This window comes from Aeromonas sp. A600620, assembly GCF_029479985.1.
GTDB classification, from domain to species: domain Bacteria; phylum Pseudomonadota; class Gammaproteobacteria; order Enterobacterales; family Aeromonadaceae; genus Aeromonas; species Aeromonas veronii_A.
In genome coordinates, this window is the sequence record NZ_JAAKXB010000002.1 from 1 (window position 1) to 24,156 (window position 24,156).

The 24,156-nt window shown below is 59.4% G+C and carries 25 protein-coding genes and 1 tRNA gene; 17 read left to right on the forward strand and 9 right to left on the reverse strand.

Annotation, left to right across the window (positions count from 1 at the left end; all coding sequences use genetic code 11):
- Positions 1-4: 4 nt before the first annotated feature.
- Positions 5-78, forward strand: a tRNA-Cys gene (locus G5533_RS02730).
- Between the two features lie 48 nt (positions 79-126).
- Here the strand turns inward: G5533_RS02730 and G5533_RS02735 are convergent.
- Positions 127-420 carry a hypothetical protein gene (locus tag G5533_RS02735; protein ID WP_323911541.1) on the reverse strand — a complete coding sequence of 98 codons (294 nt, stop codon included), beginning with the start codon at positions 418-420 and terminating at the stop codon, positions 127-129.
- A 212-nt stretch (positions 421-632) separates the two neighbouring features.
- On the opposite strand from G5533_RS02735, the gene G5533_RS02740 reads away from it, so the two are divergent.
- The 8 genes from G5533_RS02740 (at position 633) to G5533_RS02775 (ending at position 6,342) form a co-directional block, all read left to right on the forward strand.
- Positions 633-833, forward strand: a complete 201-nt coding sequence (locus tag G5533_RS02740) for a YbfA family protein (protein ID WP_005334863.1) — start codon at positions 633-635, stop codon at positions 831-833.
- A 434-nt stretch (positions 834-1,267) separates the two neighbouring features.
- Positions 1,268-1,531 carry a BufA1 family periplasmic bufferin-type metallophore gene (locus tag G5533_RS02745; RefSeq protein WP_005334862.1) on the forward strand — a complete coding sequence of 88 codons (264 nt, stop codon included), beginning with the start codon at positions 1,268-1,270 and terminating at the stop codon, positions 1,529-1,531.
- 72 nt (positions 1,532-1,603) lie between these two features.
- Positions 1,604-2,452 (forward strand): MNIO family bufferin maturase, encoded by an 849-nt coding sequence (gene bufB, locus G5533_RS02750; protein WP_005362133.1) that lies wholly within the window; start codon positions 1,604-1,606, stop codon positions 2,450-2,452.
- Positions 2,445-3,197, forward strand: coding sequence for an HvfC/BufC family peptide modification chaperone (locus G5533_RS02755; protein WP_441254439.1), 753 nt, complete (start codon positions 2,445-2,447; stop codon positions 3,195-3,197). The genes bufB and G5533_RS02755 overlap by 8 nt, the downstream gene beginning before the upstream one ends.
- The gene (locus tag G5533_RS02760; RefSeq protein ID WP_047439976.1) at positions 3,194-3,637 is read left to right on the forward strand and encodes a DoxX family protein; all 444 of its coding nucleotides are present in this window, start codon (positions 3,194-3,196) and stop codon (positions 3,635-3,637) included. The genes G5533_RS02755 and G5533_RS02760 overlap by 4 nt, the downstream gene beginning before the upstream one ends.
- 97 nt (positions 3,638-3,734) lie before the next feature.
- Positions 3,735-4,214, forward strand: coding sequence for a GNAT family N-acetyltransferase (locus tag G5533_RS02765; protein ID WP_441254440.1), 480 nt, complete (start codon positions 3,735-3,737; stop codon positions 4,212-4,214).
- A 91-nt stretch (positions 4,215-4,305) separates the two neighbouring features.
- Positions 4,306-5,607, forward strand: coding sequence for a methyl-accepting chemotaxis protein (locus G5533_RS02770; protein WP_216978275.1), 1,302 nt, complete (start codon positions 4,306-4,308; stop codon positions 5,605-5,607).
- A gap of 180 nt (positions 5,608-5,787) precedes the next feature.
- Entirely contained in the window at positions 5,788-6,342 is a 555-nt protein-coding gene (locus G5533_RS02775) for a DUF3332 domain-containing protein (RefSeq protein WP_421255843.1), read from the forward strand.
- Between the two features lie 58 nt (positions 6,343-6,400).
- Here G5533_RS02775 and G5533_RS02780 read toward each other — a convergent pair whose 3' ends face one another.
- The 6 genes from G5533_RS02780 to G5533_RS02805 form a co-directional block, all read right to left on the reverse strand.
- Positions 6,401-7,459, reverse strand: a complete 1,059-nt coding sequence (locus tag G5533_RS02780; protein WP_042054492.1) for an FUSC family protein — start codon at positions 7,457-7,459, stop codon at positions 6,401-6,403.
- Between the two features lie 62 nt (positions 7,460-7,521).
- A complete protein-coding gene (locus G5533_RS02785) occupies positions 7,522-9,300 on the reverse strand; it encodes a bifunctional molybdopterin-guanine dinucleotide biosynthesis adaptor protein MobB/molybdopterin molybdotransferase MoeA (RefSeq protein ID WP_227342171.1) in 1,779 nt (592 codons plus the stop codon).
- Positions 9,297-9,941 (reverse strand): molybdenum cofactor guanylyltransferase MobA, encoded by a 645-nt coding sequence (gene mobA / locus G5533_RS02790; RefSeq protein WP_441254441.1) that lies wholly within the window; start codon positions 9,939-9,941, stop codon positions 9,297-9,299. The genes G5533_RS02785 and mobA overlap by 4 nt, the downstream gene beginning before the upstream one ends.
- Positions 9,913-10,608 carry an energy-coupling factor ABC transporter ATP-binding protein gene (locus tag G5533_RS02795; protein ID WP_441254442.1) on the reverse strand — a complete coding sequence of 232 codons (696 nt, stop codon included), beginning with the start codon at positions 10,606-10,608 and terminating at the stop codon, positions 9,913-9,915. The genes mobA and G5533_RS02795 overlap by 29 nt, the downstream gene beginning before the upstream one ends.
- A 34-nt stretch (positions 10,609-10,642) precedes the next feature.
- Positions 10,643-11,344, reverse strand: coding sequence for an ABC transporter permease (locus G5533_RS02800; protein ID WP_019446238.1), 702 nt, complete (start codon positions 11,342-11,344; stop codon positions 10,643-10,645).
- Between the two features lie 129 nt (positions 11,345-11,473).
- Positions 11,474-12,316: a substrate-binding domain-containing protein gene (locus G5533_RS02805; protein ID WP_266134263.1), complete on the reverse strand. Its 843-nt coding sequence runs from the start codon at positions 12,314-12,316 to the stop codon at positions 11,474-11,476.
- Positions 12,317-12,570: 254 nt separating this feature from the next.
- Here G5533_RS02805 and G5533_RS02810 point away from each other — a divergent pair, with 254 nt between their 5' ends.
- Together G5533_RS02810 and G5533_RS02815 are read left to right on the forward strand one after the other, a co-directional pair.
- Positions 12,571-13,926: a sigma-54-dependent transcriptional regulator gene (locus G5533_RS02810; RefSeq protein WP_266134262.1), complete on the forward strand. Its 1,356-nt coding sequence runs from the start codon at positions 12,571-12,573 to the stop codon at positions 13,924-13,926.
- A 25-nt stretch (positions 13,927-13,951) separates the two neighbouring features.
- On the forward strand, positions 13,952-16,054 hold the full coding sequence (locus G5533_RS02815) for a sensor histidine kinase (protein ID WP_441254443.1): 2,103 nt from the start codon (positions 13,952-13,954) through the stop codon (positions 16,052-16,054).
- An 80-nt stretch (positions 16,055-16,134) separates the two neighbouring features.
- Here G5533_RS02815 and G5533_RS02820 read toward each other — a convergent pair whose 3' ends face one another.
- Both G5533_RS02820 and G5533_RS02825 read right to left on the reverse strand, forming a co-directional pair.
- Positions 16,135-17,001 carry a helix-turn-helix transcriptional regulator gene (locus G5533_RS02820; protein ID WP_013723539.1) on the reverse strand — a complete coding sequence of 289 codons (867 nt, stop codon included), beginning with the start codon at positions 16,999-17,001 and terminating at the stop codon, positions 16,135-16,137.
- 15 nt (positions 17,002-17,016) lie between these two features.
- Positions 17,017-17,874: a formate dehydrogenase accessory sulfurtransferase FdhD gene (locus G5533_RS02825; protein WP_441254444.1), complete on the reverse strand. Its 858-nt coding sequence runs from the start codon at positions 17,872-17,874 to the stop codon at positions 17,017-17,019.
- A gap of 240 nt (positions 17,875-18,114) precedes the next feature.
- Between G5533_RS02825 and G5533_RS02830 the strand changes: the two genes are divergently transcribed.
- The 6 genes from G5533_RS02830 (at position 18,115) to G5533_RS02855 (ending at position 24,137) form a co-directional block, all read left to right on the forward strand.
- Positions 18,115-19,980, forward strand: a complete 1,866-nt coding sequence (locus G5533_RS02830) for a P-loop NTPase fold protein (protein ID WP_441254445.1) — start codon at positions 18,115-18,117, stop codon at positions 19,978-19,980.
- 179 nt (positions 19,981-20,159) lie between these two features.
- Positions 20,160-20,714, forward strand: a complete 555-nt coding sequence (locus tag G5533_RS02835; RefSeq protein ID WP_441254447.1) for a DUF3305 domain-containing protein — start codon at positions 20,160-20,162, stop codon at positions 20,712-20,714.
- Positions 20,707-21,300 carry a DUF3306 domain-containing protein gene (locus tag G5533_RS02840; RefSeq protein ID WP_441254448.1) on the forward strand — a complete coding sequence of 198 codons (594 nt, stop codon included), beginning with the start codon at positions 20,707-20,709 and terminating at the stop codon, positions 21,298-21,300. Before G5533_RS02835 ends, G5533_RS02840 begins: the two co-directional genes overlap by 8 nt.
- A gap of 103 nt (positions 21,301-21,403) precedes the next feature.
- On the forward strand, positions 21,404-23,173 hold the full coding sequence (locus tag G5533_RS02845) for a 4Fe-4S binding protein (RefSeq protein WP_441254449.1): 1,770 nt from the start codon (positions 21,404-21,406) through the stop codon (positions 23,171-23,173).
- Between the two features lie 9 nt (positions 23,174-23,182).
- A complete protein-coding gene (locus tag G5533_RS02850; RefSeq protein WP_441254450.1) occupies positions 23,183-23,800 on the forward strand; it encodes a TorD/DmsD family molecular chaperone in 618 nt (205 codons plus the stop codon).
- Positions 23,801-23,933: 133 nt separating this feature from the next.
- Positions 23,934-24,137 (forward strand): transcriptional initiation protein Tat, encoded by a 204-nt coding sequence (locus G5533_RS02855; protein ID WP_005303194.1) that lies wholly within the window; start codon positions 23,934-23,936, stop codon positions 24,135-24,137.
- The last annotated feature ends 19 nt before the right edge of the window (positions 24,138-24,156 follow it).

A 24,156-nucleotide genomic window follows, 5' to 3' on the forward strand; every position in this document is an offset into this window, starting at 1 on the left:
GCATGGCGCGTTAGCAAAGCGGTTATGCAGCGGATTGCAAATCCGTTTAGTCCGGTTCGACTCCGGAACGTGCCTCCATCTTTTCTCTGTTTATCTCAATCATCACTCTTCGAGTCTGAGCTTTGGTCAGTATCCTTGCTGTACCAGTAACTGTTCGCAGCCAGCCTGTTTCCACTCGCGCTCGAGATAGTGGCTCACATCCGCCATGTTTTGCCCCCGATATTGAAACTGCACCTCGGCACTGTGCTGGTTGAGATCCGCGATCCGTTGCTTCAGCGTGCCACATTGCCACAGGCTGACGGTGGGCACGCCCCGTTCGGCCAGCACGATGGTATCTTCCCGATTCAGTTGCCATTCCTCCAGTTGTGCCCGTGTCAGGGCAACCATCAGCACCAGCAGTGCCACTTCCGGCAGTTTCATGCGTGTCTCCCTACTGCATGTTTTTCCCCTGATAACTGTGGCAAAGCGCACGATTTTCGCAAGTTTGTTAACTGTTGGTTAATGACGTAACCCGTTTTCAGTATTTCCCGTTTTTCACCATTTTTTTATAAAAAAATGCGTTGGTGATGTAGTAATCCTACATGGAGTGGGGTAATCTTTGCTCAGTGGTCTTACCAGTAAGGAGTTACATCATGTTTCATCCCTTTTCCCTGACTCAGATTATTCTTCGTCGTATTTATGTATTGCTGGTGGGCATTCTGGCTTTCCCCGTGATGCTGTTTCGCAGCGATCGTGCCCGCTTCTACAGCTATCTGCACCGGATCTGGAACAAAACCAGCACCAAACCGGTGTGGCTCAAAATGAGCGAGCGTGGCGAGCGGATCTTCTACTAAACCCCATTCGCACCATGTGCAAAAAGAGACAGCCAAAGCTGTCTCTTTTTTTATCTGCTTGCCGCAACTCCTGGCTCCCAACACCACTCCGATTGTTTATGTCTTGTTTCTTTAAAGTTGCATCCAGCCCTGCCTGTTGGCAGGGATTTTTTATGTCTGACGCATCTCTTTTGATGGAAGCAGTGAAGAAGATTAACGGGATGAAAGCACCATATGGCACTTTCCTCGTTCATTAATAGGTAGTCGTCGAGAAATTTTTAATGATGAAATAGCTGTTTAAAATCAATTGATTGAGTGTCTGCCTTTGGATTTTTTAACTCATTTTGTGTTTTTTTTGAAAGGGAATATCCCGTTTGCCGGTTCTATTGCAGGTACCCGGTTGCGACAAATCGGGGATATCAGCAACATCCAACGACATCAAAAGGAACATGAACATGAATGTTAAAAAAAGCACTGCTATCGCCTCCGCCATGACCGGTCTACTGGCGCTGGGCGCCCAATTTATCGCGGCGCCAGCCATGGCTGCCGATGAAAAGGAGAAGTGCTACGGCGTGGTCAAGGCCAGCAAGAATGACTGTGCGACCAAGAGCAGCTCCTGCGCCGGTACCGCCAAGGAAGATGCTCAGGGTGATGCCTTTGTGGTGATGCCCAAAGGGCTGTGCGAGAAGCTGGTCGGCGGTTCGCTGCAACCGAAGTAAGAGACATCGGGCAGGGGATGGCCAACGGGCCGCCCCCTGCATCTTCTCTGGTTGGCGAAAGCGAGTCTTGCGATGAACCCTTTGATTGGCATCGGATTACGCACTCCCCATTACGACGAGATCCGGCAAACCCTGCCGGCAGTCGGTTGGCTGGAGGTGCACAGTGAAAATTACTTCGAACGGCACAGCCAGGGTTTTCAGGTGCTCGCCGAACTGGCGCAGCACTACCCAGTCAGTCTTCACGGCGTTGGCATGTCCCTCGGTTCTGCCGACCCGCTCGATCCGCACCATCTGCAGCAGTTGTCGACACTGGCCGCGGCGATCAAACCGGTACGGATCTCCGAACATCTCAGCTGGGGCAGCATTGGTGGGCGTTACTTCAACGATCTGCTGCCAGTGCCCTATACCCGAGCCTCCCTGCGCAACATGAGCGACAAGATCCAGCAGGTACAACAGACTCTGGGTTGCCGCATGCTGATTGAAAATCCCTCCTCCTATCTGCAACTGCCCGGGGAGATGAGCGAGTGGGAATTTCTGGCCGAGCTGCAGCAGCGCAGCGAGTGCGGCATCCTGCTCGACCTCAACAATCTCTATGTCAGTGCCTTCAATCACGGTTTCTCTTGCGATGAGTATCTGGCGGCGATCGATCTCGCCACCGTCGGGGAGATCCATCTGGCCGGTTATACCGAGAAACAGCTGCCGGAAGGCTCCCTTTATATCGATACCCACAGCGCCCCTGTGGTGGAGCCGGTCTGGGAACTCTATCGCCAGATCTGCCGCAAGCAGGCCATTCCCACCCTGATTGAGTGGGACCTCGAGATCCCGCCGCTGCCGGTCTTGCTGGCAGAGGCGGCGCAGGCCGGCGCCATTCTGGATGAGGCGCGTGCCATGAGTGCACCACGGGAGGTGGCCCATGGCTGAACTGGCACAGCTGCAACAGCGCTTTGCCGATGGTCTGCTGGGAGCGCCTGACGCCATTTCCCCTCACATCAGCTCCCGGCTCTTTTCTGCCGAATCGGTGCTGCAGGTCTATCGCAACCACTTCATCCTGAGCCTTGGCGAGGTGCTGGCGAGCAGTTATCCCGCCGTCAAGGCCATGGTCGGGGATGACTTTTTTGCAGCGGCGGCCCGTGGCTTCGTATTGGCCGAGCCGCTCAGGGAAGGGAGCGTCATGCACTATGGCGCCGGATTTGGCCAATGGTTGGCCCGCTTGCCGACTACAACCGGACTGCCCTGGCTGGAGGCGCTGGCTCAGTTCGAATGGCAGCTTGAGCGTGCCAGTCTGCTGCCGCTGGAATCACGCTGCTGGCCAGCCGAGCGTCTGGCCGCATTATCGCCGCAACAATGGGAGCGGCTGCGACTCTTGCCAGCCACGGATCTGCTGCTGGTTGCCAGCGATTATCCGGTGCTGGCCCTGTGGCAGATGGCGCTGCACGGTGGTGAAGCGGTGGAGGTGCTTGATGCCCCCGTCTGGTTGGCATTGAAGAAACAGCCGGATTGCCGGGTTGCCCCCTTGCCCCTGACGGCGGGTGAGTGGGCGCTGCTACAGGGTTGTCTCGCCGGTACGGCGCTGGTCGAACTGCTGGCGGCCGACCCTGCGGCCAATGAACATCTCACTCGCCTGATAGCCCTTGGTCTGCTGGTGGATATGGAGGTCATGCCATGATGGCAAACAAATGGCTGGCGCTGGCCAGCTCGAGTGGTGATTTGCCGCGCTGGAGCAGCGCTGGTGTGCTGTTGCTGGCGCGGCTTTGGGTCGCCTCGGTTTTTTTCACTTCAGGCTGGCTCAAGCTCACGGCGTGGGATTCCACCCTCTATCTGTTTGAATCCGAGTATCAGGTGCCCCTGTTGCCCTGGTTGTGGGCTGCTTATCTGGGGACGGCGACCGAGCTGCTGCTGCCGCTCTTCCTGCTGGCGGGGCTTTTTACTCGCCCAGCCGCCTTGCTGCTGTTTGGCTTCAATATCATGGCGGTGATCTCCTACCCGACCCTCTGGGCGGGTGGCTTTTACGATCACCAGCTGTGGGGCTGGATGCTGCTGACCCTGATCATCTGGGGCGGCGGTGTGCTGAGCCTGGATCACTGGCTGACACGTCGCAGCCATTGATTTATCAGTGATTTCCCCAATGACAAAGAGCGCCACAAGGCGCTCTTTGTCATAATGACGGCCGGCGAAATTTCCCATGAGAGAAAAGGAGCAGCCAATGATTATTCGTCAGGCAAGGGTCGTAGATATTCCCGCACTGGTGGCGCTGCGCATGGAGCTGTTTTGTGAGGTCGGTGAGCTGGTGACGCCGCAGGCAGACCCGGCCTTGTGGCAGGCCACCCTTGACTACTTTACCCGGGCGATGAGTGAAGAGAGTGCTTTATCCTGGCTGGCTGAGGCCGATACGCAGGAGGGCGGCAAACAGATCGTGGCGGCAGGGACGCTGGCATTATTTGAACGGCCGCCCTATCCCGGCAATCTGGCGGGAGTGGAGGGGTACCTGCTCAATATGTATACGCGGCCACAATGGCGCCAGCAGGGGATCGCCACGGCGCTGCTCGATGCCATAACGGCCTTCGCCAGATCGCGTCAGCTGGGCAAGGTGTGGCTCCATGCCAGCGAGCAGGGGCGCCCTCTCTATGAGCGGATCGGCTTTGTCGCCAATCCGGCCTATCTGGAGTGGGATCTGGCACCTTAATCGATGGGACCCCGTTATCCCTCTGCTTTCTCGTCTAAAGTTCATGCAGATGTGATGTAGTTGTAAACAGGTAACAGAGGGGCAGGGCAAGATGTTCAACTTCAAACTCAAAGCGGAATTACAAGCGTGTCAAATGCAGTTGGCCCAGGCCCAGGCATTTATTGATGCAGTAAAAGTCGGTGTCGCTACCATCAGTTTCACACCAAGTGGCGAGATCCTCGAGGCGAACCCGCTGTTTCTGAGTGTGGTGGGCTATAGCGAGCAGGAGGTAATTGGTAAACACCACCGGATCTTTTGTGATGCCCACTACGCCCAGTCATCCTCCTATGCCCAGTTTTGGGAACAGTTGCGTCAGGGGCATTCCCACAGTGGCATCTACCAGCGCATTGACAAACATGGCAGGGAGTTGTGGCTGGAGGCTACCTACTTCCCGGTCAAGGTTGAGGGCAAGGTGGTCAGGGTCGTCAAGATAGCCTCCGATATCACCGAGAGTTATCAGCAGTTGAGTCGTCAGAAAGCGATCATCTCGGCACTCGATCGGGCACTCGCCATTATCGAGTTCACCCCCAAGGGGGAGATTGTGACGGCCAATCAGAATTTCCTCTCCTGCGTCGGTTACTCCCTTTCGCAGCTCAAGGGGCAGCATCACAGGCTGTTTTGCGATGAGAGCTTCTATCACGAGCAACCTCACTTCTGGGACGATCTGGCCCACGGCCAGCTCAAGTCGGGGCTGTTCAGTCGTCGTGACAGCCACGGCAACGAGATCTGGCTGGAGGCTACCTACAACCCCATCAAGGATGAGAGCGGCAAGGTGGTCAAGGTGATCAAGTTTGCCAGTGAGGTGACAGAGCGGATCAAGCGCTCCCAGGCAGTGAGCGAGGCGGCCAACATAGCCCAGACCATTTCGCAGGAGACCACCCGCTTTGCCGAAACCGGGTCTGAACTGCTGGCGGCATCGGTTGCCATCTCCAGCGCCATTTCCGAACAGGTGAGCCGCACTTCCGGTCTGATTGGCCAGCTCAATGAGCAGTCGAAAAGCATTGAAGCCATCGTATCTACCATCAGCAGTATTGCCGAGCAGACCAATCTGCTGGCCCTTAACGCCGCCATTGAGGCAGCCCGGGCCGGCGATCAGGGGCGCGGTTTTGCGGTGGTGGCCGACGAAGTACGTCAGCTGGCTGCGCGCACCTCCCTCTCGACCGGCGAGATCGCCAGCGTGGTTCAGAAAAACCGCGAACTGACGGCCCAGATCACCGGCAACATCAATGAGGTGGCCACCAGTGCCCAGCGTGGCAAGGAGCAGATCGGCGAGGTGAGTGGCGTGATGTCACAGATCGAGCAGGGCGCCATCAATGTGACCGAGACAGTCTCCAATCTGGCCATCGGCTCCTGACGGTTATTGGTTGTTGAACGAGGCACCGAATGGATGATTATTCCATCGGTGCTTATTTATTGCTCACTTGGTACGCCAATCTGAACCCCTCCTGTATCGTCCCGCCATTGTGAATTGTCCTCTTCTGGCCCCTTGATTAGGCTTGCCGCCTCATTTATTTCAGAGCAGGAACAGAACAAGATGGCATTACAACAGAAGGGGCGGGCAATGGCCCTGCTGGTTATGGTCGCGAGCATGGGTCTGGGCGGCTGTATGGGGCAGATGGGGCTTTCCGGCATGGTCACCAAGGGCAACCTGAGCGTGGTGGATAACCGCTACGCTCGTGCCGGGGTCTTTATGCTGCTCTCCCCTGTCTACGGTCTGGCCGCGACCGCTGACCTGTTCGTCTTCAATACCATCGAGTTCTGGTCTGGCAAGAACCCCATCACCGGCAAGTCTCCGGCTGTGGTGGACATGAAAGCCGATCCGGTGATCAAGGTGAACCAGCATCTGGATCCGGCCCTCAAGACGGTGCCGCTGGCCATGCTGCCGCAAGGGGTACGCGAGGTGGAGATCAGCTACCCGGACGAGCATACCGCCCAGATGGAGGTGCACTATCTGGATGGTCGCAGCAGCATGATGCGCGGAGAAAAGCGTGGTGAGCTGATGGATATCTATTTTGATGGCAAGTTTGTTTCTACCCTGACCCGGTCAGAGCTGGAGCAGATGAGCGAGAACGCCCGCACGGCGACCTGATCATCAGTGCCTATGCCGACAAGAACGCCCCGCAACTGCGGGGCGTTTTGCATTGGGTCTAGTCCGGCTGCTTGCGATGGGGCGGGGTGAGGATCAGTCCCAGCAGGCGGCGCAGGTGGGTGAGCTGTTCGGTCAGCTGGACGTTGAGCCAGAGGTAGCCATTGATGGCTGCCTCTGCGTTGGGCGGCAGCGATACCTGGGTCGCCACCTCGTGCAGGCGGGCGATGGCGGCATCGGCCCCGCGACCGTCACCGGTTTGCATCATCAGGGCAAGCTGGTTGATCGCCTCCTCGGTGGCCAGATGGCAGGCTTGCAGCGCAGCCGTGCTCTGCATCAGGAAGTGGCTCTCCCGATCGTTCCAGTAGGTGTTGGCCAGCATCTCAAGAGTGCAGAGGGTGTTGCGCATGGTGACCTGCACCGCATCAAACAGGGCGACGCTGTGGCGTGTCTCCTTGGCCGCCGGGGCCAGCAGGGCCCGCAGTTTGCCGGTCTGTGCCAGCAGTTGGGAGAGATTGTGCTTGAGGCGCGGGCGCTCCAGCACATTGGGGGATAGGTGGGTGTGATAGAGCCGCCCCGACTGCTGCAAGATCTGGTGCAACTGCAGGCGCCAGTGGCTGTAGGCCCGCTGGGGATAGATGCTGCAAAAGAGCAGCGCCAGCAGGGAGCCCAGTATCACATCGGCACTGCGCCACAGCGCCGTCTCTATATCCCCCGGCATGGCCCCCATGGTGACTCCCAGGGTGATGCCGATCAGCAGCCCCACATAGGGGCGCTTGCCGAGGGCCAGATAGCCGCAGAGGAACATGATGCACCCGCACCAGATCAGGGTAAGTGGTAGCGAGTAGATCTCGAGATAGAGCGCCACCACCCCGCAACTGGCGCCGAAGATGGTGCCCACCACCCGCTGCAGGGCGCGGGAGAGCACATTGCCCCAAAACGAGATGGGGCCCATCACCACCACCAAGGTTATCAGCGGCCAGGTGCTCTCCGGCAGTTTCAGCTCGCGGGTCAGCAGAAAGGTGAGCATAAAGGCGAGCGCAATGCGCAGGCCATGGACGATCCGGTAGCGGCCATAGACCAGCAGATCGAGTCGGGAGAGGGGGGCATCAAGACGCACGGTCTGCCTCCTGTCAGGTGGGTGACGGGGCGCCGTGCATCCGGCCGACGCCCCGTCGGGATTTAGGCCAGTCGTCCCTGCAGGGGGTGGATCCAGACCCGCTCGCCAACGGCGATCCCGGGTTGATCCGGTACGATTTCAATCAGGCAGTTGGCCTCGGCCATGGAGCTGAGAATGCCCGAGCCCTGTGGCCCTGTGGTGCGCACCCGCAGCTGGCCGTTACGGTCCTGATGAAAGATGCCGCGCAGAAACTCGGTGCGTCCCGGGCGGCTCTTCATCTTCTCGTCTGCCAGTGCCGAGAGGCGCAGCGGCTGCCACCGCTTGCCTTGCAAGCGGGCGATGGCGGGCTCGACAAACTGCAGCACGCAGATCATCGCCGCCACCGGATTGCCCGGCAGGCCGAAGAAGGGGGTCTGCCCCAGCTTGCCAAAGGCGAGCGGGCGGCCCGGCCGCATCTGGATGCGCCAGAAATCGATCTGGCCGAGCTCCGCCAGCACCAGCTTGATAAAGTCGGCATTGCCCACCGAGACCCCGCCCGAGCTCAGCACCAGATCGGCGCTGGCGGCGGCCTGCTCCAGCTGCTGGCGCAGAATGGTCTTGTCATCGGGAATGATGCCAAGGTCCATCACCTCGCAACCGGCGGCGCGAATAAGGGCCATCAGGGTGAAGCGGTTGCTGTCGAAGATATGGCCGGGGGCGAGCAGTTCGCCCGGGGCCTGTACCTCGTCGCCGGTACTGAACAGCGCCACTTTCAGCGGGGTGCGCACGCAGAGCGATGCCTGACCGAGTGATGCCGCCAGCCCCAGCTGGGGGGCGCCAAGCCAGGTACCGGCCGGGATGGCGACCGCACCTTTGGCGAGATCTTCCCCGGCGAGGCGCACATTCTGTCCCGCCTGGATCGGTGCGGTGACCGTAACCCACTCACCTTCAATCAGCGTCTCTTCACGCATCACCACGGTATCGACACCGGGGGGCAGCGGGGCGCCGGTCATGATCTGCACCGCCTGACCGGCCAGCACAGGCTCGTGGCGCTGCTGGCCTGCCAGCACTTCCCCCACCAGTTGCCAGCGGCCGGCGGCGAGATCGTCGCTACGAAGGCCAATGCCATCCATCGCCGAGTTGGCGTGGGGCGGCACATTGATAGGGCTTATCAGATCGGCGGCCAGCACGGCGCCGTGGCTCTGGGCCAGCGGTTTGTCGCTGCAGGCCGTGCTCGGGGTGAGGGCCGCCAGAATGGCGTTGCGGGCCGCCTCGACCGAGAGAAAGCCCTTGCCCGCCTCCGGCTCCTTGCTCTGGCAGCCGTCAAGCCAGCGGCAGACGAAGTCGGCAATGGCCGCCAGATCGTTGATATCGAGGCGAGGCAGGCTTGTCTGCTGTTGTTCGCCACTCTGTTGGGGCTGATCGCTGGCCAGCGCGATGATGTCGCTGTCTTCGGGGAAGAGCAGCGGCTTGCCAATCTCGGCGCGGTGCAGCTCGATTTTCGGGAAGTGTTCGTGCTTGAACCCCTCGACCAAGAGCAGATCGAGCTCTGTTTGATCGAAGCTGGCCAGCAGCTGGCGAAAGTCCGCTTCGGCCAGCTCGGTCTCGCCGTGCGTTGTTTCAGTAATGCGAGCATGACGACGACGGGAGGCGACCATCATCTGCTGGGCACCCGCCTTGCGCAGACGATAGCTGTCTTTGCCCGGCTGATCGATATCAAAGTCGTGGTGTGCGTGCTTGAGCACCCCGATGCGCAGGCCGCGATCCACCAGCAGGGGGATCAACTGCTCCAGCAAGGTGGTCTTGCCGGTGCCGCTCCAGGCGGCGAAGCCGAGCAGGGGAAGGGTGGGGGCCGGGGTCATGAGGTGACTCCTTGTTGGGGGTCGATAGCCGGGGCGAGCAGACGGGCCTCGTAGGCGGCCAGCTCGGCAGGGCTATTGAGATTGATAAAGGCATCCGGCTGATCGGCAAAGCTCACCACCGCCATATTGTGGCGGGCAAACCAGATATCGATTTTGCGCTCTCCCTCTGCCAACGCAGCGGTGAGGGAGGGGAGCAGGGATTTGTGCAGCAGGGCCACCACGGGTTGCAACCAGTCGCCATCGTGGGCCACTACCAGCTCGGTATCCGGGGTCAGGGCGGCGCGAAAGCGGCTCATCAGATCCAGCGGCAGGGCGGGGCCATCGCAAGGGACAAACAGCACCCAGTCGTGACGGGCGGCAGCAAGACCTGCCTGCATGCCCGCCAGCGGGCCGAGATAGTCGTTGTTGTCATCGCTGATGACCGGGGCCAGCGCCTGATAGCGGGCCTGACTGCGGTTGGCGTTGATCAATACCTCATCTACCTGGGGGCGCAGGCGCGCCAAAACATGGTCGATAAGAGGGCGTCCCGCCAGTGCTACCCATCCCTTGTCTTCGCCCCCCATCCGGGTGGCGCGGCCGCCGGCGAGGATCACTGCCGACACGGGAAAAGGGCTAGAGGGGGATTCGCTTCTTGAAGTCATGTCGCTCGATGATTTTTAAAGGGGTCGTCTCTTGCAGCTGGCCACGGGCGAGGGTCCATTGCCGCTCGCACAGGTCGGTCAGGGCATTGCTCTGGTGGCTGATGACGACCAGGCCGCTGCCATGTTCCCGCAGATCTTGCGCCAATGCGGCCATCAGGGCAACCGAATGTGTGTCGAGATTGGCGGTGGGCTCATCCATCAGCAGAAAGGCCGGTTGCAGCGCCCAGGCGCGGGCCATCGCCAGCCGTTGCCGTTCGCCACCAGAGAGGATGCTGATGTGCTCCCGCGCCAGCCCTTCCAGCTCGACCCGGCGCAGCGCCTCGAACACCCGGATCTCGCTGCCGAGTTGTTTATCGAGCGCCCAGGCCACGTTGTCGTGCACCGTGCGATCGAACAGATAGGGAGTCTGGTGCAGATAGGTGACCCGGCCCGGCCCCAGATCCCGCTTGAGCAGCCGGTTGAGCCGCTGTTGCCAGCGCCCCGGCAGATTGGTGTGACCGCGGGTGGGTGCCAGCAGCCCCGCCAGGATTTTGAGCAGAGTGGTCTTGCCTACCCCGTTGGCTCCGTGCAGCCAGATGGCATCCCCCGGTGCGATGGCGAGCCGGTCAATCTCGAACAGCTGGCGCTCGCCAAAGCGCATCGTCAGCTGGTGGGCGGTCAGGGCCATGGGGTACTCCTGTTGGTACACAGTGGGGGCATGGTCAGTTCTTCAGATAGCTGTGGCCGCGACACGCGGTGAGCAGCAGGTTGAGCAAGAGGGCGAGGGTGAGCAGCACTATGCCGAGCGCCACCCCCTGGGTGAAGGCCCCTTTCTGGGTCTCCAGCGCGATGGCGGTGGGGATATTGCGGGTGAAGTGCAGGATATTGCCCCCTACCATCATGGAGCAGCCCACCTCGGTGACGATGCGGCTGAAGGCGCCGATGATGGCGGCCAGCAGACCAAAACGGCACTCGTGCATCAGGCCGATCAGCGCCTTGGGCCAGGAGACCCCCAGGGTCAGGGCGGTTTCCCAGGCGCGCCGATCGCTCTGAACAAACGCCGCGTGGGCCATGGTGGCGATCACCGGGAAGGCGATCAGCATCTGCCCCACCACCATCGCCTGCTGGGTAAAGAGCAGCTTCCAGTCGCCAAAGGGGCCGGCCCGCGACAGCAGCATATAGAGCAAGAGGCCAATCACCACGGTCGGCACCGATTGCAGGGTATTGATGCAGGAGAGCCAGAGCCAGCGGCCGGGCAGCGGCAGATAGGCCAGGGCAAAGCCCAGCAGCAAGGCGGGCAGCAGCACCAACAGCAGGGCGATGCAGGAGACGGAGAAGGAGACCCCCACCACCTGCCACAGTTCGGTGTCACCACTGAACAGCAGGGCGAGAGCCGCCAATGTCGTGTCGATCAATGTCGGCATCAGACCTCTCTCTCATCGTGCAGGGCGAGGGCCGTCAATACGGTCGTGTCGAGCAGGGTCGGCATCAGGCGCCTCCCTCAGCGAACCGGGGGAGGGCCATCAAGGTCATCGCAGGGGTCAGGGTTGCCATTATTTCCCGTTGGCATCCGCTACAAACAGCGCCTGACCCGCCACCTTGAAGTCGCCGATCAGCTTCTGGCCATGCTCGGAGATCAGCCAGTTCTTCAGGGTGCGGGCCCCTTCGGTGTTGAGATCCGGGTAGCGCTTGGGGTTGACCAGGATCACCTGATAGGGGTTGAACAGGCGCTTGTCACCCTCCAGCAGTACGGCGAGATCCAGCTTGCTCTGGTAGGCGAGCCAGGTGCCGCGGTCGGTCAGGGTGTAGGCACCCAGCTCCGAGGCCATGGTCAGGGTCGGGCCCATCCCCTGGCCGATGGATTTGTAACCGGCAAACTCGGGTTTGACGTCAGCCGCCTGCCACAGGGTCTTCTCCTTGATGTGGGTACCGGACTCGTCACCGCGGGAGATAAAGGTCTGGCCCTGCTCCTTGATGGCTTGCAGCCCCTTGGCCGCGTCGTGCAGTTTGCCGAGACCCGCCGGATCTTTGGCCGGGCCGACGATGACGAAGTCGTTGTACATCAGGTGTACCGGCTCGATGCCAAAGCCCGCATCGACGAACTTCTTCTCGGCAGAGGGGGCGTGGGTCATCACCAGATCCGCGTCGCCGTTTTCGCCCATCTTCAGGCTCTGGCCGGTACCAGCCGCCATTACCTGCACCGGATAACCAGTCTCCTTGGTGAACTGGGGCAGCAGCCAGCCCAGCAGACCGGACTGCTCGGTGCTGGTGGTGGTGGCGAGGCGGATCGGCGCTTTTGTGGCATTAGTATCCGCTTCGGCGTGGGCAGCACCGGCGATCAGCAGGCTGGTGGCGAGGGAGAGGGCAAAACGTTTGAGGCTGGTTTTTATCGTCATCGTGATGCAACTTTTTCAGGGTGGCTGAGGAGAGGGCAAGAGTAAGCAAGCAGGGTGCCAAACCGTTCCTTTGCCGCTGCATTCACGGTTTGCCGTTTAAAAACAGAAGCTTATTAGAATCAATTAGGTGAGCTTGTTATCGCTTTTAATAATTGGTGTTGGTGCTTTTGATACGGTAAGGACAAAATGTCCCACTAAGGTTCCGGTTATCGGGACATTCACCGACCGTACGTGCATCCGAGGTACTTTTTTCCATGACACTCCCTCCCAGCCGCTGGTCTGCCCTCTCCCTGCTTATCGTTGACGATGAGCCCGGCATGCGCAGCTTTCTGGCCAAGGCGCTGGCCAAGCGTTTTGCCCAGATTGAGACTGCCGCCAGTGTGGAGGAGGCGGAAGCCCTGCGCTGCCGCCTTCACTTTGACCTTATCATCGCCGACATCCGGCTGCCGGGGCGCTCCGGTATCGAGTGGCACGAAGCCATCGACCCGGCCACCCGCCGCAGCGACATCATCTTCATGACCGGTTTTGGCGATATGGAGACCGCCCTCAAGGCGCTGCGCCTCGGCGCCAGCGACTTTATCCTCAAGCCCTTCAACCTCGATCAAATGGTGCAGGCGGTGGACAGAGTCATCGAGCGCCGCCAGATGGAGCGGGAGAACCTGCTGCTGCGCCGGGAGGTGAGCAAGCTCTTCCCGCCCACCCTGATCGGCGACAGTGCCAAGACCCGCGAGCTCAAGACGCTCATCGCCAGAGTGGCTCCCTCCAACGCCGCCGTGCTGGTGGAGGGGGAGTCCGGCACCGGCAAGGAGCTGGTGGCCCGCGCCCTGCATCAACTCTCTGGCCGGATGGGGGCCTTTGTGCCCCTCAACTGCGCCTCCATCGCGCCGGAGCTGCTGGAAAGCGAGCTGTTCGGCCATGTGCAGGGGGCCTTTACCGGCGCCCGCAAGGGGCGTGACGGCCTGTTTCGGGTCGCCCATCAGGGCACCCTGTTTCTCGACGAGATCGGCGAGATGCCGCTCGCCATGCAGGCCTCCCTGCTGCGGGCACTGGAGCAGAAGGCCATCCGCCCGGTCGGTGCCGAGCGCGAATTGGCGGTGGATGTGCGCATCGTCGCCGCCACCAACCGCAACCTCAAGGAAGAGGTGGAGGCGGGCCGCTTTCGCGAAGATCTCTTCTATCGCCTCAACGTGGTGGCGCTGCCGGTCGCCCCGTTGCGGGAGCGGATCGACGATATCCCCGCGCTGGTACACCACTTCACCCGCCAGCTCACCGCCGAGATGGGGATGGGTTCCTTGAGCTGGACCCACGAGGATGTGGTGGCGATGCAGGCCTACCCCTGGCCCGGCAACGTGCGGGAGCTGCGCAACCTCATCGAGCGCTGCCTGCTGCTGGGCAAGCCCCCGGCGGATTACTGGCAGAGCAGCAAGCCTGCCGAACAGGGGACGAGCGAGGAGGGTTATCCGCTGGCGTGGCCGCTGGCGGAGGTGGAAAAAGCCCACATCCTGCAGGTGGTGGCGAGCCATGATGGCAACAAGTCTGCCGCCTCCCGGGTGCTCGGGGTGGCGCGCAAGACGCTGGATCGCAAATTCAAAGAGTGGGCCATCGAATGAGGAAGGCTGATCGGATGGGGTGGCGATGAAACTGACCCTGCTCTCCCGCTGCATGCGCGCGCTGTTGCCCCGTTGCGTGCGCACCAAGGTGCGCTGGCGCCTGCTGCTGCTCACCTCGGTACCCATCATGCTCACCCTGGTGGGCATGATTGCGCTCACCCTCTACTGGACCCTCACCTACAGCTGGCAGAACCTGCTCACCACGGTGCGCAGCGATCTCGGGGTGGCCCATCACGCCATCACGGTGCAGCAGCAGCGCCAGACCGAGCATCTCGAGCATCTGCGCGATGCCTGGGCCTTTCAGCTGCGGCTGCGGGAATCGCCGGATCAGCTGCATGACTGGGTGATGCCGCTGGCGGCCAACTATGGTCTCGATTTTCTGCGCTTGCGCCGTGGCCCCGAGCTGGATCAGCTGACGGCGCAGGAGCGCGCCGCCCTCACGGCCGGGCGCAGCGTCAGCCACTTCGTGGTCTGGTCGCAGCAGGAGATGCTCGCCCTCTCCCCGCAACTGGCCAAGCGGGCCGTGTTGTGGCAGCGGGATGGCACCAAAGCGGTGGAGAACCGGGGGCTGATCAGCCTGTCACTGACCCCTGTGATGGGTCGCGACGGATCGCTCTGGGCGGTGCTGGAGGGGGGCGAGCTTGTCAACGGCAGCACCCGGCTGGTGGATGAGCTCAAGGGCCAGGTGTTTGCCAAAAATACCCTGCCGGATGGCAGCGTCGGCACCGTCACCCTGTTTCTCGACGATCTGCGGGTGAGCACCAATGTGCCGGTCAGCAGCCGCCGTCAGGTGGGCCGGGCGGTGGGCACCCGGGTCTCGCCGCCAGTGCGCGAGCAGGTGCTGGGGCGGGGGGAGATGTGGGTTGACCGCGCCTTCGTTCACGACGCTTGGTATGTCTCGGGTTACGAGCCGCTCTTGGGCGCCAGGGGCGAGCGGCTCGGCATGCTCTATGTGGGCTTTCTCGAGTGGCCCATTATCCGCACCTACCTCACCAATCTGGTGGAGCTGGGCTCCGGCGTGGTGCTGCTGTTGCTGCTCTCCGGCCTGCTGGTCTATCGCGGCGCGCGGGATCTCTTCTCCCCCATCGAGCGGATGCACAAGGTGGTGCGGCAGGTGCAGGCCGGGGAGTCGGCTCGCATCGGCCCGCTGGCCCTCGACCCTGACCACGAGCTGGCCCAGCTCGGTCGCCAGTTTGACGCCATGCTGGACAGGCAGGAAGCGCACCAGCAGCAGATGGCCCGTAGCGCCGATGAGCTGGAGCAGAAGGTGGCCGAGCGCACCCAAAGTCTCGAGCTCAAGACTGCCGAGCTGGAAGATCATATCCATATGCTGACCGAGGCGCGCCAGCAGCTGCTTATCAGCGAGAAGCTGGCGGCCCTTGGCGAGCTCTCGGCCGGGGTGGCCCACGAGATCAACAACCCGCTGGCGGTGATCCTCGGCAACGTGGAGCTGATGAAGCTGGAGCTGGGGGAGGCGGCCGAGCCGGTCAGCGAGGAGCTGGCGCTGGTGCTGGCCCAGATCGAGCGCATCCGCGCCATCACCCGCAGCCTGCTGCAATACTCTCGCCCCGGCGACTATGAGACGGCGCCTGTGTGGCAGCACCTCAACCCCATCATCGAGGAGAGCCTGACTCTGGTGCGCTCCGCCCTGCGCCAGCAGCAGGTGGAGCTGGTGGCCGATCTCAGGGCCCAGCAGCCCATCGAGGCGGATCGACAGCAGCTGCTGCAGGTGCTGATAAACCTGCTGGTCAACGCCAGCCACGCGCTGGGAGAGAAGGGGGAGATCCGGGTCGAGAGCCGCGACTGGGTCGATGAACTGGGTCAGCTGCGCAGGGCCGAGGTGCGGGTGATCGACAACGGTAGCGGCATCGAGGCGGCCATTATCGACAAGATCTTCGATCCCTTCTTCACCACCCGCGCCACCGGCACCGGACTGGGGCTGGCCCTGAGTCACCGCATCATCAGCCGCTGGGGCGGCGAGCTCTTGGTGGACTCCACCCCGGGGCAGGGGAGCTGCTTTACCGTGCGGCTGCGCAGCCACGCCCTGCTGCCAAGCGGCAGCGAGCCCGCGAAACTGGAAGGGTGGCGCATCGCCCTCAATGCCGAGGGGCGTGAGACAAGCGATTGATGCTGTTATAAAAAGGCCCGTGATAAAAACAGCCCGTCAACATGGTTGGCGGGCTGTTTTGTCGGTGGGGGAGTGGTTCTTTACTGCGGACTCCATACCAGCTTGCCGCTCTGGGTCAGGTCATAGCCGCCGAGGCGAGCCGCCAGCTCGCGCCCCTCGGGGGATTGCAGCCAGCCGATCAGCTGTTGCAGCAGGGTGCGAAAGAAGACCCCCTGCGGCATCACCAGATCGAAGCACTCCTGCGACAAGGGCATAAAGCCGAGGCCAAACTCGGTGGCTGTGCTCTGGGCGCCGGGCCCGACATCCGCATCGCCACGGCTGATGGCGGCGGCCAGCTCCCGCTCGCTGTTGACCTCGAGGGTGCGCTCCAGCCGGGTCAGCGACTCCCCCTGGGTTTGCAGCCACTCCTGCAGGGCGCGCTGGCTGCCAGCCCCCTCCTGACGCATGGCCCAGCGCCAGTCGAGCGCCTCTTTCGCCTCCTTGGGTTGCAGCCCTTGCCGCAGCACCAGCCCCTGCACCCGCCTGAATCCATGAACGATCACCCATTGCCGGTGGCCCTGATACTGCTGCACCAGCGCCGGGTGGCGCAGGTGCGCCTCCTCGGCCTGCCCCCAGTGGATGGCGCAGAGATCCACATGGCCGCGCGCCAGCATCGCCAGCCCCTGACGGGTGCCGCACGGGGTGTAGCCCACCAGTGCCTGGGTGCCGAGCTGCTGTGCCAAGCGGCTGCTGGCGTAGTGCAGCAGCACATCGTCCGAGCCAGCCAGCAGCAGCCGGTCGTTCATTACCCCCTCGTGGCAACTGCCGAGCAGCCAGCGATCGAGCAGGGAGCGGGGAAACAGCCACTTGCCGGTCGCCTTGGTGGCGGGGATGCGCGCCTCGTTGGCGAGCTGGTAGACCTTCTTCTCGTTGAGATCGAGGTATTCCGCCACCTGCTTGACGTTCATAAATTCGTTCATTGCTTAGTCCCGCATCCCGCGACCAGCCGGACTGGGCGCCAGCACCGGCGGCTTCTCGTCCAGCACCATATGGTCGTGACCGCTGAATACCTCGAAGTGGCGCCCCTTGGCGCGGGCAATCATGGTGATGCCGAGCTGGCGGGCCAGATCCAGCCCCATCTGGGTGACGCCGGAGCGCGACAGCAGCACCGGAATGCCCATCTGCGCCACCTTGATCACCATCTCCGAGGTGAGCCGCCCTGTGGTGTAGAAGATCTTGTCGTGGCCAGCCTCGCCGCGTATCCAGAGCTCGCCCGCCAGAGTATCCACTGCATTGTGGCGCCCCACGTCCTCGACAAAGGAGAGGATTTCAGCGCCGCGGCAGATGGCGCAGCCATGGACGGCACCCGCCATCTTGTAGGTTTCGTTATGGGCCGACAGCGCCTTGAGCAGGGCGTAGAGGGTGCTCTGTTTAAGCTCGGGCGCCGCCAAGACCACCCCTTCGAGCTTCTTCATCACGCTGCCATACATGGTGCCCTGACCGCAGCCGGAGGTGACCGTCTTCTTCTCCAGTGACTTGTCGAGGTCGTCGGCCTGCTGGCTGCTCACCACGGCGGCGGCCTCGCTCTCCCAGTCGACGATCACCGACTCGATGGCCGTAATATCCTCGATAAAGCCCTGATTTTTCAGATAACCCAGCACCAGCGCCTCGGGGCGGGCCCCCAGCGTCATCAGGGTTACGATTTCCTTCCAGTTGAGGTAGACCGTCAGTGGCCGCTCACAGGCGATTTGGCGGGTGTTCATCGTGCCCTGTTCATCCATCACCTCGACGGCCATGGTGAGCTGGGCGGCAGCATTGCTTTTGATAAAGGTCGTTGTCATGGGCCCCTCGCGACCGGTTGCCGGGATCTAAGGGGAGGGATACAGCAAGTTTTGTTCCAGATTGTTTGGTAAAAATTTCAGGAAACGGTAGCGCTTAATTTCTATCGTGAGTAGGGTTGTTATAAAATTGAGAGGATTGTTCTAATGTTCATTTTTTAATAAGTAGTGATGCTATGTACAGCTGCTTTTACAGCCTTAACGAAAAAAGATGTTAACTTAATTGTTTAAAATAGGTGATAAATGATCGATCCCAACAAACATGTGAGTGATTTCCTTGATTATTACTTTAATTTTAATCATTCACCAGAGTATGCGATTTTAATTAAGGGTGCTTGGGGGGCAGGCAAGTCTTGGTTTATTCAAAAGGCATTAGATAAGTTTCAGAGTGATTCAGGTAAATATTTATATGTTAGTTTGTATGGGGTAGTAAGTTTTGATGACATAGAGAATGCATTTTTTGAACAAATGCACCCTGTTTTAGCATCCAAAAAAATGAAGTTGGCCTCGAAATTGTTAAAAGGGGTTTTGAAAGCCACAATCAAGGTGGATTTAGATGGTGATGGTAACGGTGAAACCACAAAAAAAATATCTGTAGATGAGTTGGGTATTCCTGATTATCTAAAGGATACAGATGGATTTGTCTTGGTTTTTGATGATCTTGAACGTTGTTCAATAGAAATTGGAAGTTTATTGGGGTATATAAATCAATTTGTTGAACATCAAGGGTATAAAGTTGTAATAATTGCAAACGAAAATGAAATTCTATCTAGAGAAAGTCAAGATAAATGTTATTCGAGAGCGAAGGAAAAACTGATTGGAAAGACTTTTGAATTGGTGCCAAATACAAAATTAGCATTAGAGTCTTTTATAAGTTCGGCATCTGGAACAATTAAGGCGTTTTATCAAGATAATAATGATAGTATAGTGTCTGTTTATAATTTTTCTGAATGCAAGAACCTAAGGCATTTAAAACAGGCTCTTTGGGACTTCGAACGTTTATTTAATGCACTTCCTGAAACAGCTTTCGATAAAGTGGAAATGAAAGAGGAGTTATTAAAGAAGTTTCTATGTTACTCATTTGAAATTAGGAGTGTTAATTTTAGTGTAAATCAGATGGCTAGAATCAAAGATAGCATGTATGAGGAATATTTGGCGCGAGGTGAAGAAGGAAAGAATAAGACGATATATTCAGTGTTGTCTGAAAAGTATCCAATGATAGACTTTAGTGAACCAATAGTAGAGGAATCAATTTGGATCGATTTCTTTGATAAAGGGATAATAAATGAAGCGAAAATAAAGGAATCGATAGAGTCCAATAAGTATTATCAAGATGAAAATACAGATAACTGGATTAAGTTATGGCATTTTCATGACTTATCTGATGCAGAATTTGATATATTGGTTGATTTGGTAAGCAAAGATGTGACAGCAAGAAAATATAAAAACCATTTTGTTGTAAAACATATTGCTGGATTATTTATGCGATTATCTGAAATTAATCTAATTAACAAGACTGCGGAGCGAATTCTTATTGATTTCAAAAGTTACGTAGATTATCTTTTAGCAGAAAATCTGTTGCCAAATGAAATTTATGATAACAGTCTTGATTTTGATGAAGATAGTTGGGGTGGGCTTGGTTTTGCTGGAAGAGATATAGAGGAGTTTGAATTATTTAATGAGTATCTAGATGAAAAAATTAAAGAGTCTAGAGTTCAATCCTTACCTAATGTAGCTAATGAATTGCTTAACTTAATGGAAACTAATAATCCTTTATTTGTATTAAGGCTTATTCTCTGCAACAAAGAGGAAAATATATACTATAACATCCCTATTTTAAAATGCATTAACCCTGAAGATTTTGTCGCAAAATTAATATCACTATCAAATGATAGTTTTAGAAGAACAGGCTCTATGTTTAAACAACGTTACTCAATCGATAGATTCCATGTGGATTTAATAAAGGAGTTGGATTGGCTAAAGCAAGTTAAAAACATTATGGAGAAGCAGCGTGAAAAATTTAATGGGAAATTAAGCGGCTACAGAATAAGTACGTTTATAGACAGATATATATCACCTGCTATTGAGCAGCTAGAACAAGAAAAATAATAAAATTTAATAGCAATAAATATGACATGCACGCCATATCTAGCTTCACTTGTCTTACTTTGGCCCCACTCTTGCTATGTCTTATCCCATTGTTGGCCGTGGCCGCCCTGAATGTTCTGCTGTGAACCGCTCCGAACGGGGTGGAGCATGGAGGAGGGTGGCCCGGCAGAGACCTTCTGATGGGAGCCGTGACAGTGCAAGAGACAACCAAACCCCTCTCCCCGCAGCGCTGGCTGCAACTGGAGTTAAAGGCCATCGACAGTCAGGTTGGCCGCTGGCAGAGCCGCCGTTTCGAGATTGCGGCGCTCCACCCCGCCGAGCCCGAGGCTGCCGGTGCCTTGCCCCTGACCCTGTTTCGCGATGAGCGGGGGGATTATCGCTTCAACTTGAGCTCCGGCTCGCCCCGCCTGTTTGTCACCGGAAGCCGCGTGGAAAGTGGCTTTGTGGCCGATGGTCTGACCCTGAGCCAGACCGTGGCCGCCGCCTATATGGATGGCGAGCGGCAGGTGCTCTCCTGCCCGCTGCCAGAAGCGCTGCAAGCCTGGGTGGAGGCCTTTATCGGTCGTCACGGCGAGCTGCTGGAGGCCCGTCGCAAGGGCAAGAAGGGCAAGGGGCGGGCGCAGGATCAGCTCGGTGTCGATACGGTAGATCAAGCCAGCTGCGGCGCCGTTAAAGCCACCGGCACCGATGGCCGCGAGCGTGGTGGTGACAGCGGAAATCGCGCCCATGAGTGAGTTCCTTAAGCGCTGGTCGTCTCGCAAGAGTGAGGCGCGCAAGCATCAGGTATTGCAGCCACGGGAAGAGGTTAGCCCCGAGGCGGTTGCCGCCCCCATCGAAGGCAGTGGCGAAGATGAAACTCCAGATGCCTCGCTGGATAGCCCCGTAGTCAGCACTGACAAGGGGAGCAGTGAACCCCTTGCCGTTGAGGGGGCCGAGAGTGGCGAACCGCTGCTGAAAACGGCTCAGCCGGGCAAGGCCAAACTCCCCGACAGGGAGGCGCTGCGGGCCATGTTTCGCAGCCACAAGCCGGATGGGCTTGACGACTACACCCAGGATTTCAGCCAGCCCGAATTGCTGCCTGCGGCCCTGACCGCCGGGCTGCGCAACTGGCTGGTGGATCAGGTAACCGCCCCGGAGAGCGAATCGACCAATCCGGCCAGCGGGTCTGCTGAACCGGTGGCGGTTGCCAGCGAACCTGCCGCCGACGAGCTGGCTGATAACCATTCTCAAACCCACAGCGACGATCGGGACATTTTGGTTTCCTGTGGTGGACAAAATGTCCCAACCAAAGGTGGGGGAATGGAACCCTCAGGATCCTGACTCCCTGTCAGTCACTTTTTTTCCGGGGGAGTTGGCTCGCCTCTTGCTCTCTCGGCTTACCAACAAGCGCCCATCCCATGAGGTGGCGCGCACAGGAGCGTATGTGAGCACTGAACAAACATTGCCAAATCTGAGCCCAAATCTGGCCTCCAATCTTGCCCATGGGGCGGGGGCGGCCGAGCATAACGCGCGCGCTCGCGCCTATGCCCTGCAGCATACGGTCAAGACCGACAACCTGATCCCGGCCACTGTCTCTTACCAGAGTCAGGGGCGCCTGCTGCTGGTCGGCCCGGAAGATCGCATTCGCCGCGCTGCCAGCCTGCTGCCCGCCGGGGTGAAGCCCACCCTGCTGGTGACCGAAGCGGTCCACGATGCCGAGGCGGCAGATCTCGATACCATTTTCGATGCCACGGCATCCCTCGCGGCCCTGACCCTGCGCGAACCGAGCCTGACAGGGTATCTGGGGCAGTTCCAGCTCACCGGCCTCAATGGTCAGGGTGAGCGGGTTAATCTGGCTGCGCTTTGTTTCCCACAACAAGGCTTTCCACACCAAGCGGCTGCTGTTAGTGAACAGCCACGGGAACCGCGCTTCGATCTGGTGGCCGATCTGGGCCGTGCCCCGCTCTTTGCGCTGGAGCGTCCGCCGGTCGGTTATCTGCATCTGGCTGATGACACAGACTTGGCTGAACGGCTCGCCGAGCTCTGTGCGCTGACCGGTATTTTCGACAAGCCGCGCTATTTTCGCCTCGACCCCGAGGCCTGCGCCTTTACCGCCCGCGGCGTGCCCGGTTGCAGCCGCTGCCTCGATGTTTGCCCGACCGATGCCCTCAAGCCCATCAATGGTCTAATCCAGATCGATCCCCATCTCTGTCAGGGCTTTGGTAGCTGCGCCTCTGCCTGCCCGACCGGGGCGATTGCCTATCACCAGCCCGATGCCAACACCAGCGGCGACTACCTGCTGCGCTTGCTCAAGCACTACCGAGAGGCGGGCGGCGAAGCGCCGCAGCTGCTGATCGCCGGTGAAAACGAGCGCGAATGGGTGGAAGCCGAACTCACCCGCCTGCCCGCCAACTGGCTGCCGGTCTGGGTGGAGGAGAGCGCGAGTTTAGGCATCGAGAGCTGGTTCGCCGCACTCGCCTATGGCGCCAGCGCAGTGCGTATTGCGCTGGGTGACGATGCCCCCGAAAGCGTCCGTGCGCTGGTTGAGCGGGAACTGGCGAGTGCCGCCGTGCTCTTGGCGGGCGCCGGTCTCTCTGCCGATCGCATCACCCTGTTTAACGTTGATGCCGAAGATAAGCCGATCTCCGGTCTGCCAGCAGTTGCCCTGCTGGAGAAGCCGCTGAAAGGGGACAAACGGGAGAACCTGTTTGCCGCCTTCGATGCCCTCTGGCAGGCCAACGAAGGGAGCCGCGAGCCGCTGGCTGTGCCCCACGGTGCCCCTTACGGCCATGTGGAACTCAAAGAGTCTGACTGCACCCTCTGCATGGGTTGCGTGGCGGTCTGCCCGAGCCGTGCCCTGCATGCGGTGGGGCACACTCCGGGTCTCAACTTTATCGAGCAGGATTGCATCCAGTGCGGCATGTGTGAAAAGGCGTGCCCCGAGCAGGCCATCGTACTGGTGCCCCGCCTGCAACCCGTGCCCGAGGCGCGCCGCGCCGTGCAGAGCCTGAAAGCCGAAGAGGCGGCCTGCTGCATTCGCTGCGGCAAGCCGTTCGCGCCCGCCTCGATGATCCGCCGCATCCAGCAAAAACTGGCCGGTCACTCCCACTTCCAGAACGAGGCCGCCCAGCGGTTGCTGATGTGCGAGGAGTGTCGGGTCAAGGATGTGTTTGCGGCGCTGGCGGCGGATCCCGTCTCCCAGCTCAAGGTGTGAGGGCCAGTGATGAGTGAACAACATAAAGAAAAGGCTGGCGAATTGACCATGACCGAACTGGAACAGAGCAGCTCCGATCTCTACGCCCTGCTGGCGAGCCTCTGGCGCGCCGCTCCCCGTGGCGAACAGCTCGCCTGGCTGCAAGGGTTGCAGGCCATGCCTGGCCCCTTTGCCAGAGGGCTCGGGCTGGTGCAGTTGGCAGCCAGTAGCCACCACGAAAACGAGCTTGCCGAGGAGTATCAGGATCTCTTTATCGGGCTGGGGCGCGGTGAAATTGTGCCGTTTGCCTCCTGGTATCTCACCGGCTCTTTGATGGAGCTGCCGCTGGCGGTGCTGCGCGCAGATCTGCAGTCCCTCGGTTTCGAGCGCCAGAGCGGAGTGTGCGAGCCGGAAGATCATCTCGCCGCCCTCTGTGAGGTGATGGCGGTGTTGATTGCCGAGCAGCACCCGGAGCGCAACCGCTTCTATGAACGCCACCTTGCCCCCTGGGTACTCGCCTGCTGCCGCGATCAGCAACAGGCGAAAGGGGGCAGCTTCTACCGGGCGGTCGGCGCCCTTGCCGAAGATTTCTTCAAGCTGGAAAACGAATTGCGCCTGCCGTTTGGCGCCTGCGTGGTGCCGGGCTGAACGCCCCTGTCTGTGCACAACAAGAGCTGCGCATAACAAGAGCTGCGCATAACAAAACGAGCAGACGAGATATCCCATTGGACGCGAAGCTGGCGCGCAGGCGCCAGCAAGAACAACAACAGAGGTCACAAGAATGAGCGATGAACAGCTGAAAGACCCGTCCCGCCGCAATCTGATCAAGGGAGTTGGCGTGGTCGCCACCATAGGCGTGCTGGCCGGTGCCACCGGTCGGGTGGTGGGCAAAGAGGTGCTGACCCACGACACCGAGCCTGACAAGGGCTATCGGGAGACCCCCCATGTTCACGACTTTTATCGCACCCTGCGCGGCACCGACTGAGCCGGATCAGTGAAGGAGA

Coding starts and splice junctions, on each gene's coding strand:
- G5533_RS02775 (WP_421255843.1), top strand. CDS start 5,788: ATGGCATTACAACAGAAGGGGCGGGCAATGGCCCTGCTGGTTATGGTC.
- G5533_RS02810 (WP_266134262.1), top strand. CDS start 12,571: ATGACACTCCCTCCCAGCCGCTGGTCTGCCCTCTCCCTGCTTATCGTT.
- G5533_RS02825 (WP_441254444.1), bottom strand. CDS start 17,874: ATGACAACGACCTTTATCAAAAGCAATGCTGCCGCCCAGCTCACCATG.
- G5533_RS02805 (WP_266134263.1), bottom strand. CDS start 12,316: ATGACGATAAAAACCAGCCTCAAACGTTTTGCCCTCTCCCTCGCCACC.
- G5533_RS02755 (WP_441254439.1), top strand. CDS start 2,445: ATGGCTGAACTGGCACAGCTGCAACAGCGCTTTGCCGATGGTCTGCTG.
- mobA (WP_441254441.1), bottom strand. CDS start 9,941: ATGACTTCAAGAAGCGAATCCCCCTCTAGCCCTTTTCCCGTGTCGGCA.
- G5533_RS02840 (WP_441254448.1), top strand. CDS start 20,707: ATGAGTGAGTTCCTTAAGCGCTGGTCGTCTCGCAAGAGTGAGGCGCGC.
- G5533_RS02800 (WP_019446238.1), bottom strand. CDS start 11,344: ATGCCGACATTGATCGACACGACATTGGCGGCTCTCGCCCTGCTGTTC.
- G5533_RS02855 (WP_005303194.1), top strand. CDS start 23,934: ATGAGCGATGAACAGCTGAAAGACCCGTCCCGCCGCAATCTGATCAAG.
- G5533_RS02785 (WP_227342171.1), bottom strand. CDS start 9,300: ATGACCCCGGCCCCCACCCTTCCCCTGCTCGGCTTCGCCGCCTGGAGC.
- G5533_RS02795 (WP_441254442.1), bottom strand. CDS start 10,608: ATGGCCCTGACCGCCCACCAGCTGACGATGCGCTTTGGCGAGCGCCAG.
- G5533_RS02835 (WP_441254447.1), top strand. CDS start 20,160: ATGGGAGCCGTGACAGTGCAAGAGACAACCAAACCCCTCTCCCCGCAG.
- G5533_RS02760 (WP_047439976.1), top strand. CDS start 3,194: ATGATGGCAAACAAATGGCTGGCGCTGGCCAGCTCGAGTGGTGATTTG.
- G5533_RS02745 (WP_005334862.1), top strand. CDS start 1,268: ATGAATGTTAAAAAAAGCACTGCTATCGCCTCCGCCATGACCGGTCTA.
- G5533_RS02850 (WP_441254450.1), top strand. CDS start 23,183: ATGAGTGAACAACATAAAGAAAAGGCTGGCGAATTGACCATGACCGAA.
- G5533_RS02735 (WP_323911541.1), bottom strand. CDS start 420: ATGAAACTGCCGGAAGTGGCACTGCTGGTGCTGATGGTTGCCCTGACA.
- G5533_RS02820 (WP_013723539.1), bottom strand. CDS start 17,001: ATGAACGTCAAGCAGGTGGCGGAATACCTCGATCTCAACGAGAAGAAG.
- G5533_RS02815 (WP_441254443.1), top strand. CDS start 13,952: ATGAAACTGACCCTGCTCTCCCGCTGCATGCGCGCGCTGTTGCCCCGT.
- bufB (WP_005362133.1), top strand. CDS start 1,604: ATGAACCCTTTGATTGGCATCGGATTACGCACTCCCCATTACGACGAG.
- G5533_RS02765 (WP_441254440.1), top strand. CDS start 3,735: ATGATTATTCGTCAGGCAAGGGTCGTAGATATTCCCGCACTGGTGGCG.
- G5533_RS02830 (WP_441254445.1), top strand. CDS start 18,115: ATGATCGATCCCAACAAACATGTGAGTGATTTCCTTGATTATTACTTT.
- G5533_RS02770 (WP_216978275.1), top strand. CDS start 4,306: ATGTTCAACTTCAAACTCAAAGCGGAATTACAAGCGTGTCAAATGCAG.
- G5533_RS02740 (WP_005334863.1), top strand. CDS start 633: ATGTTTCATCCCTTTTCCCTGACTCAGATTATTCTTCGTCGTATTTAT.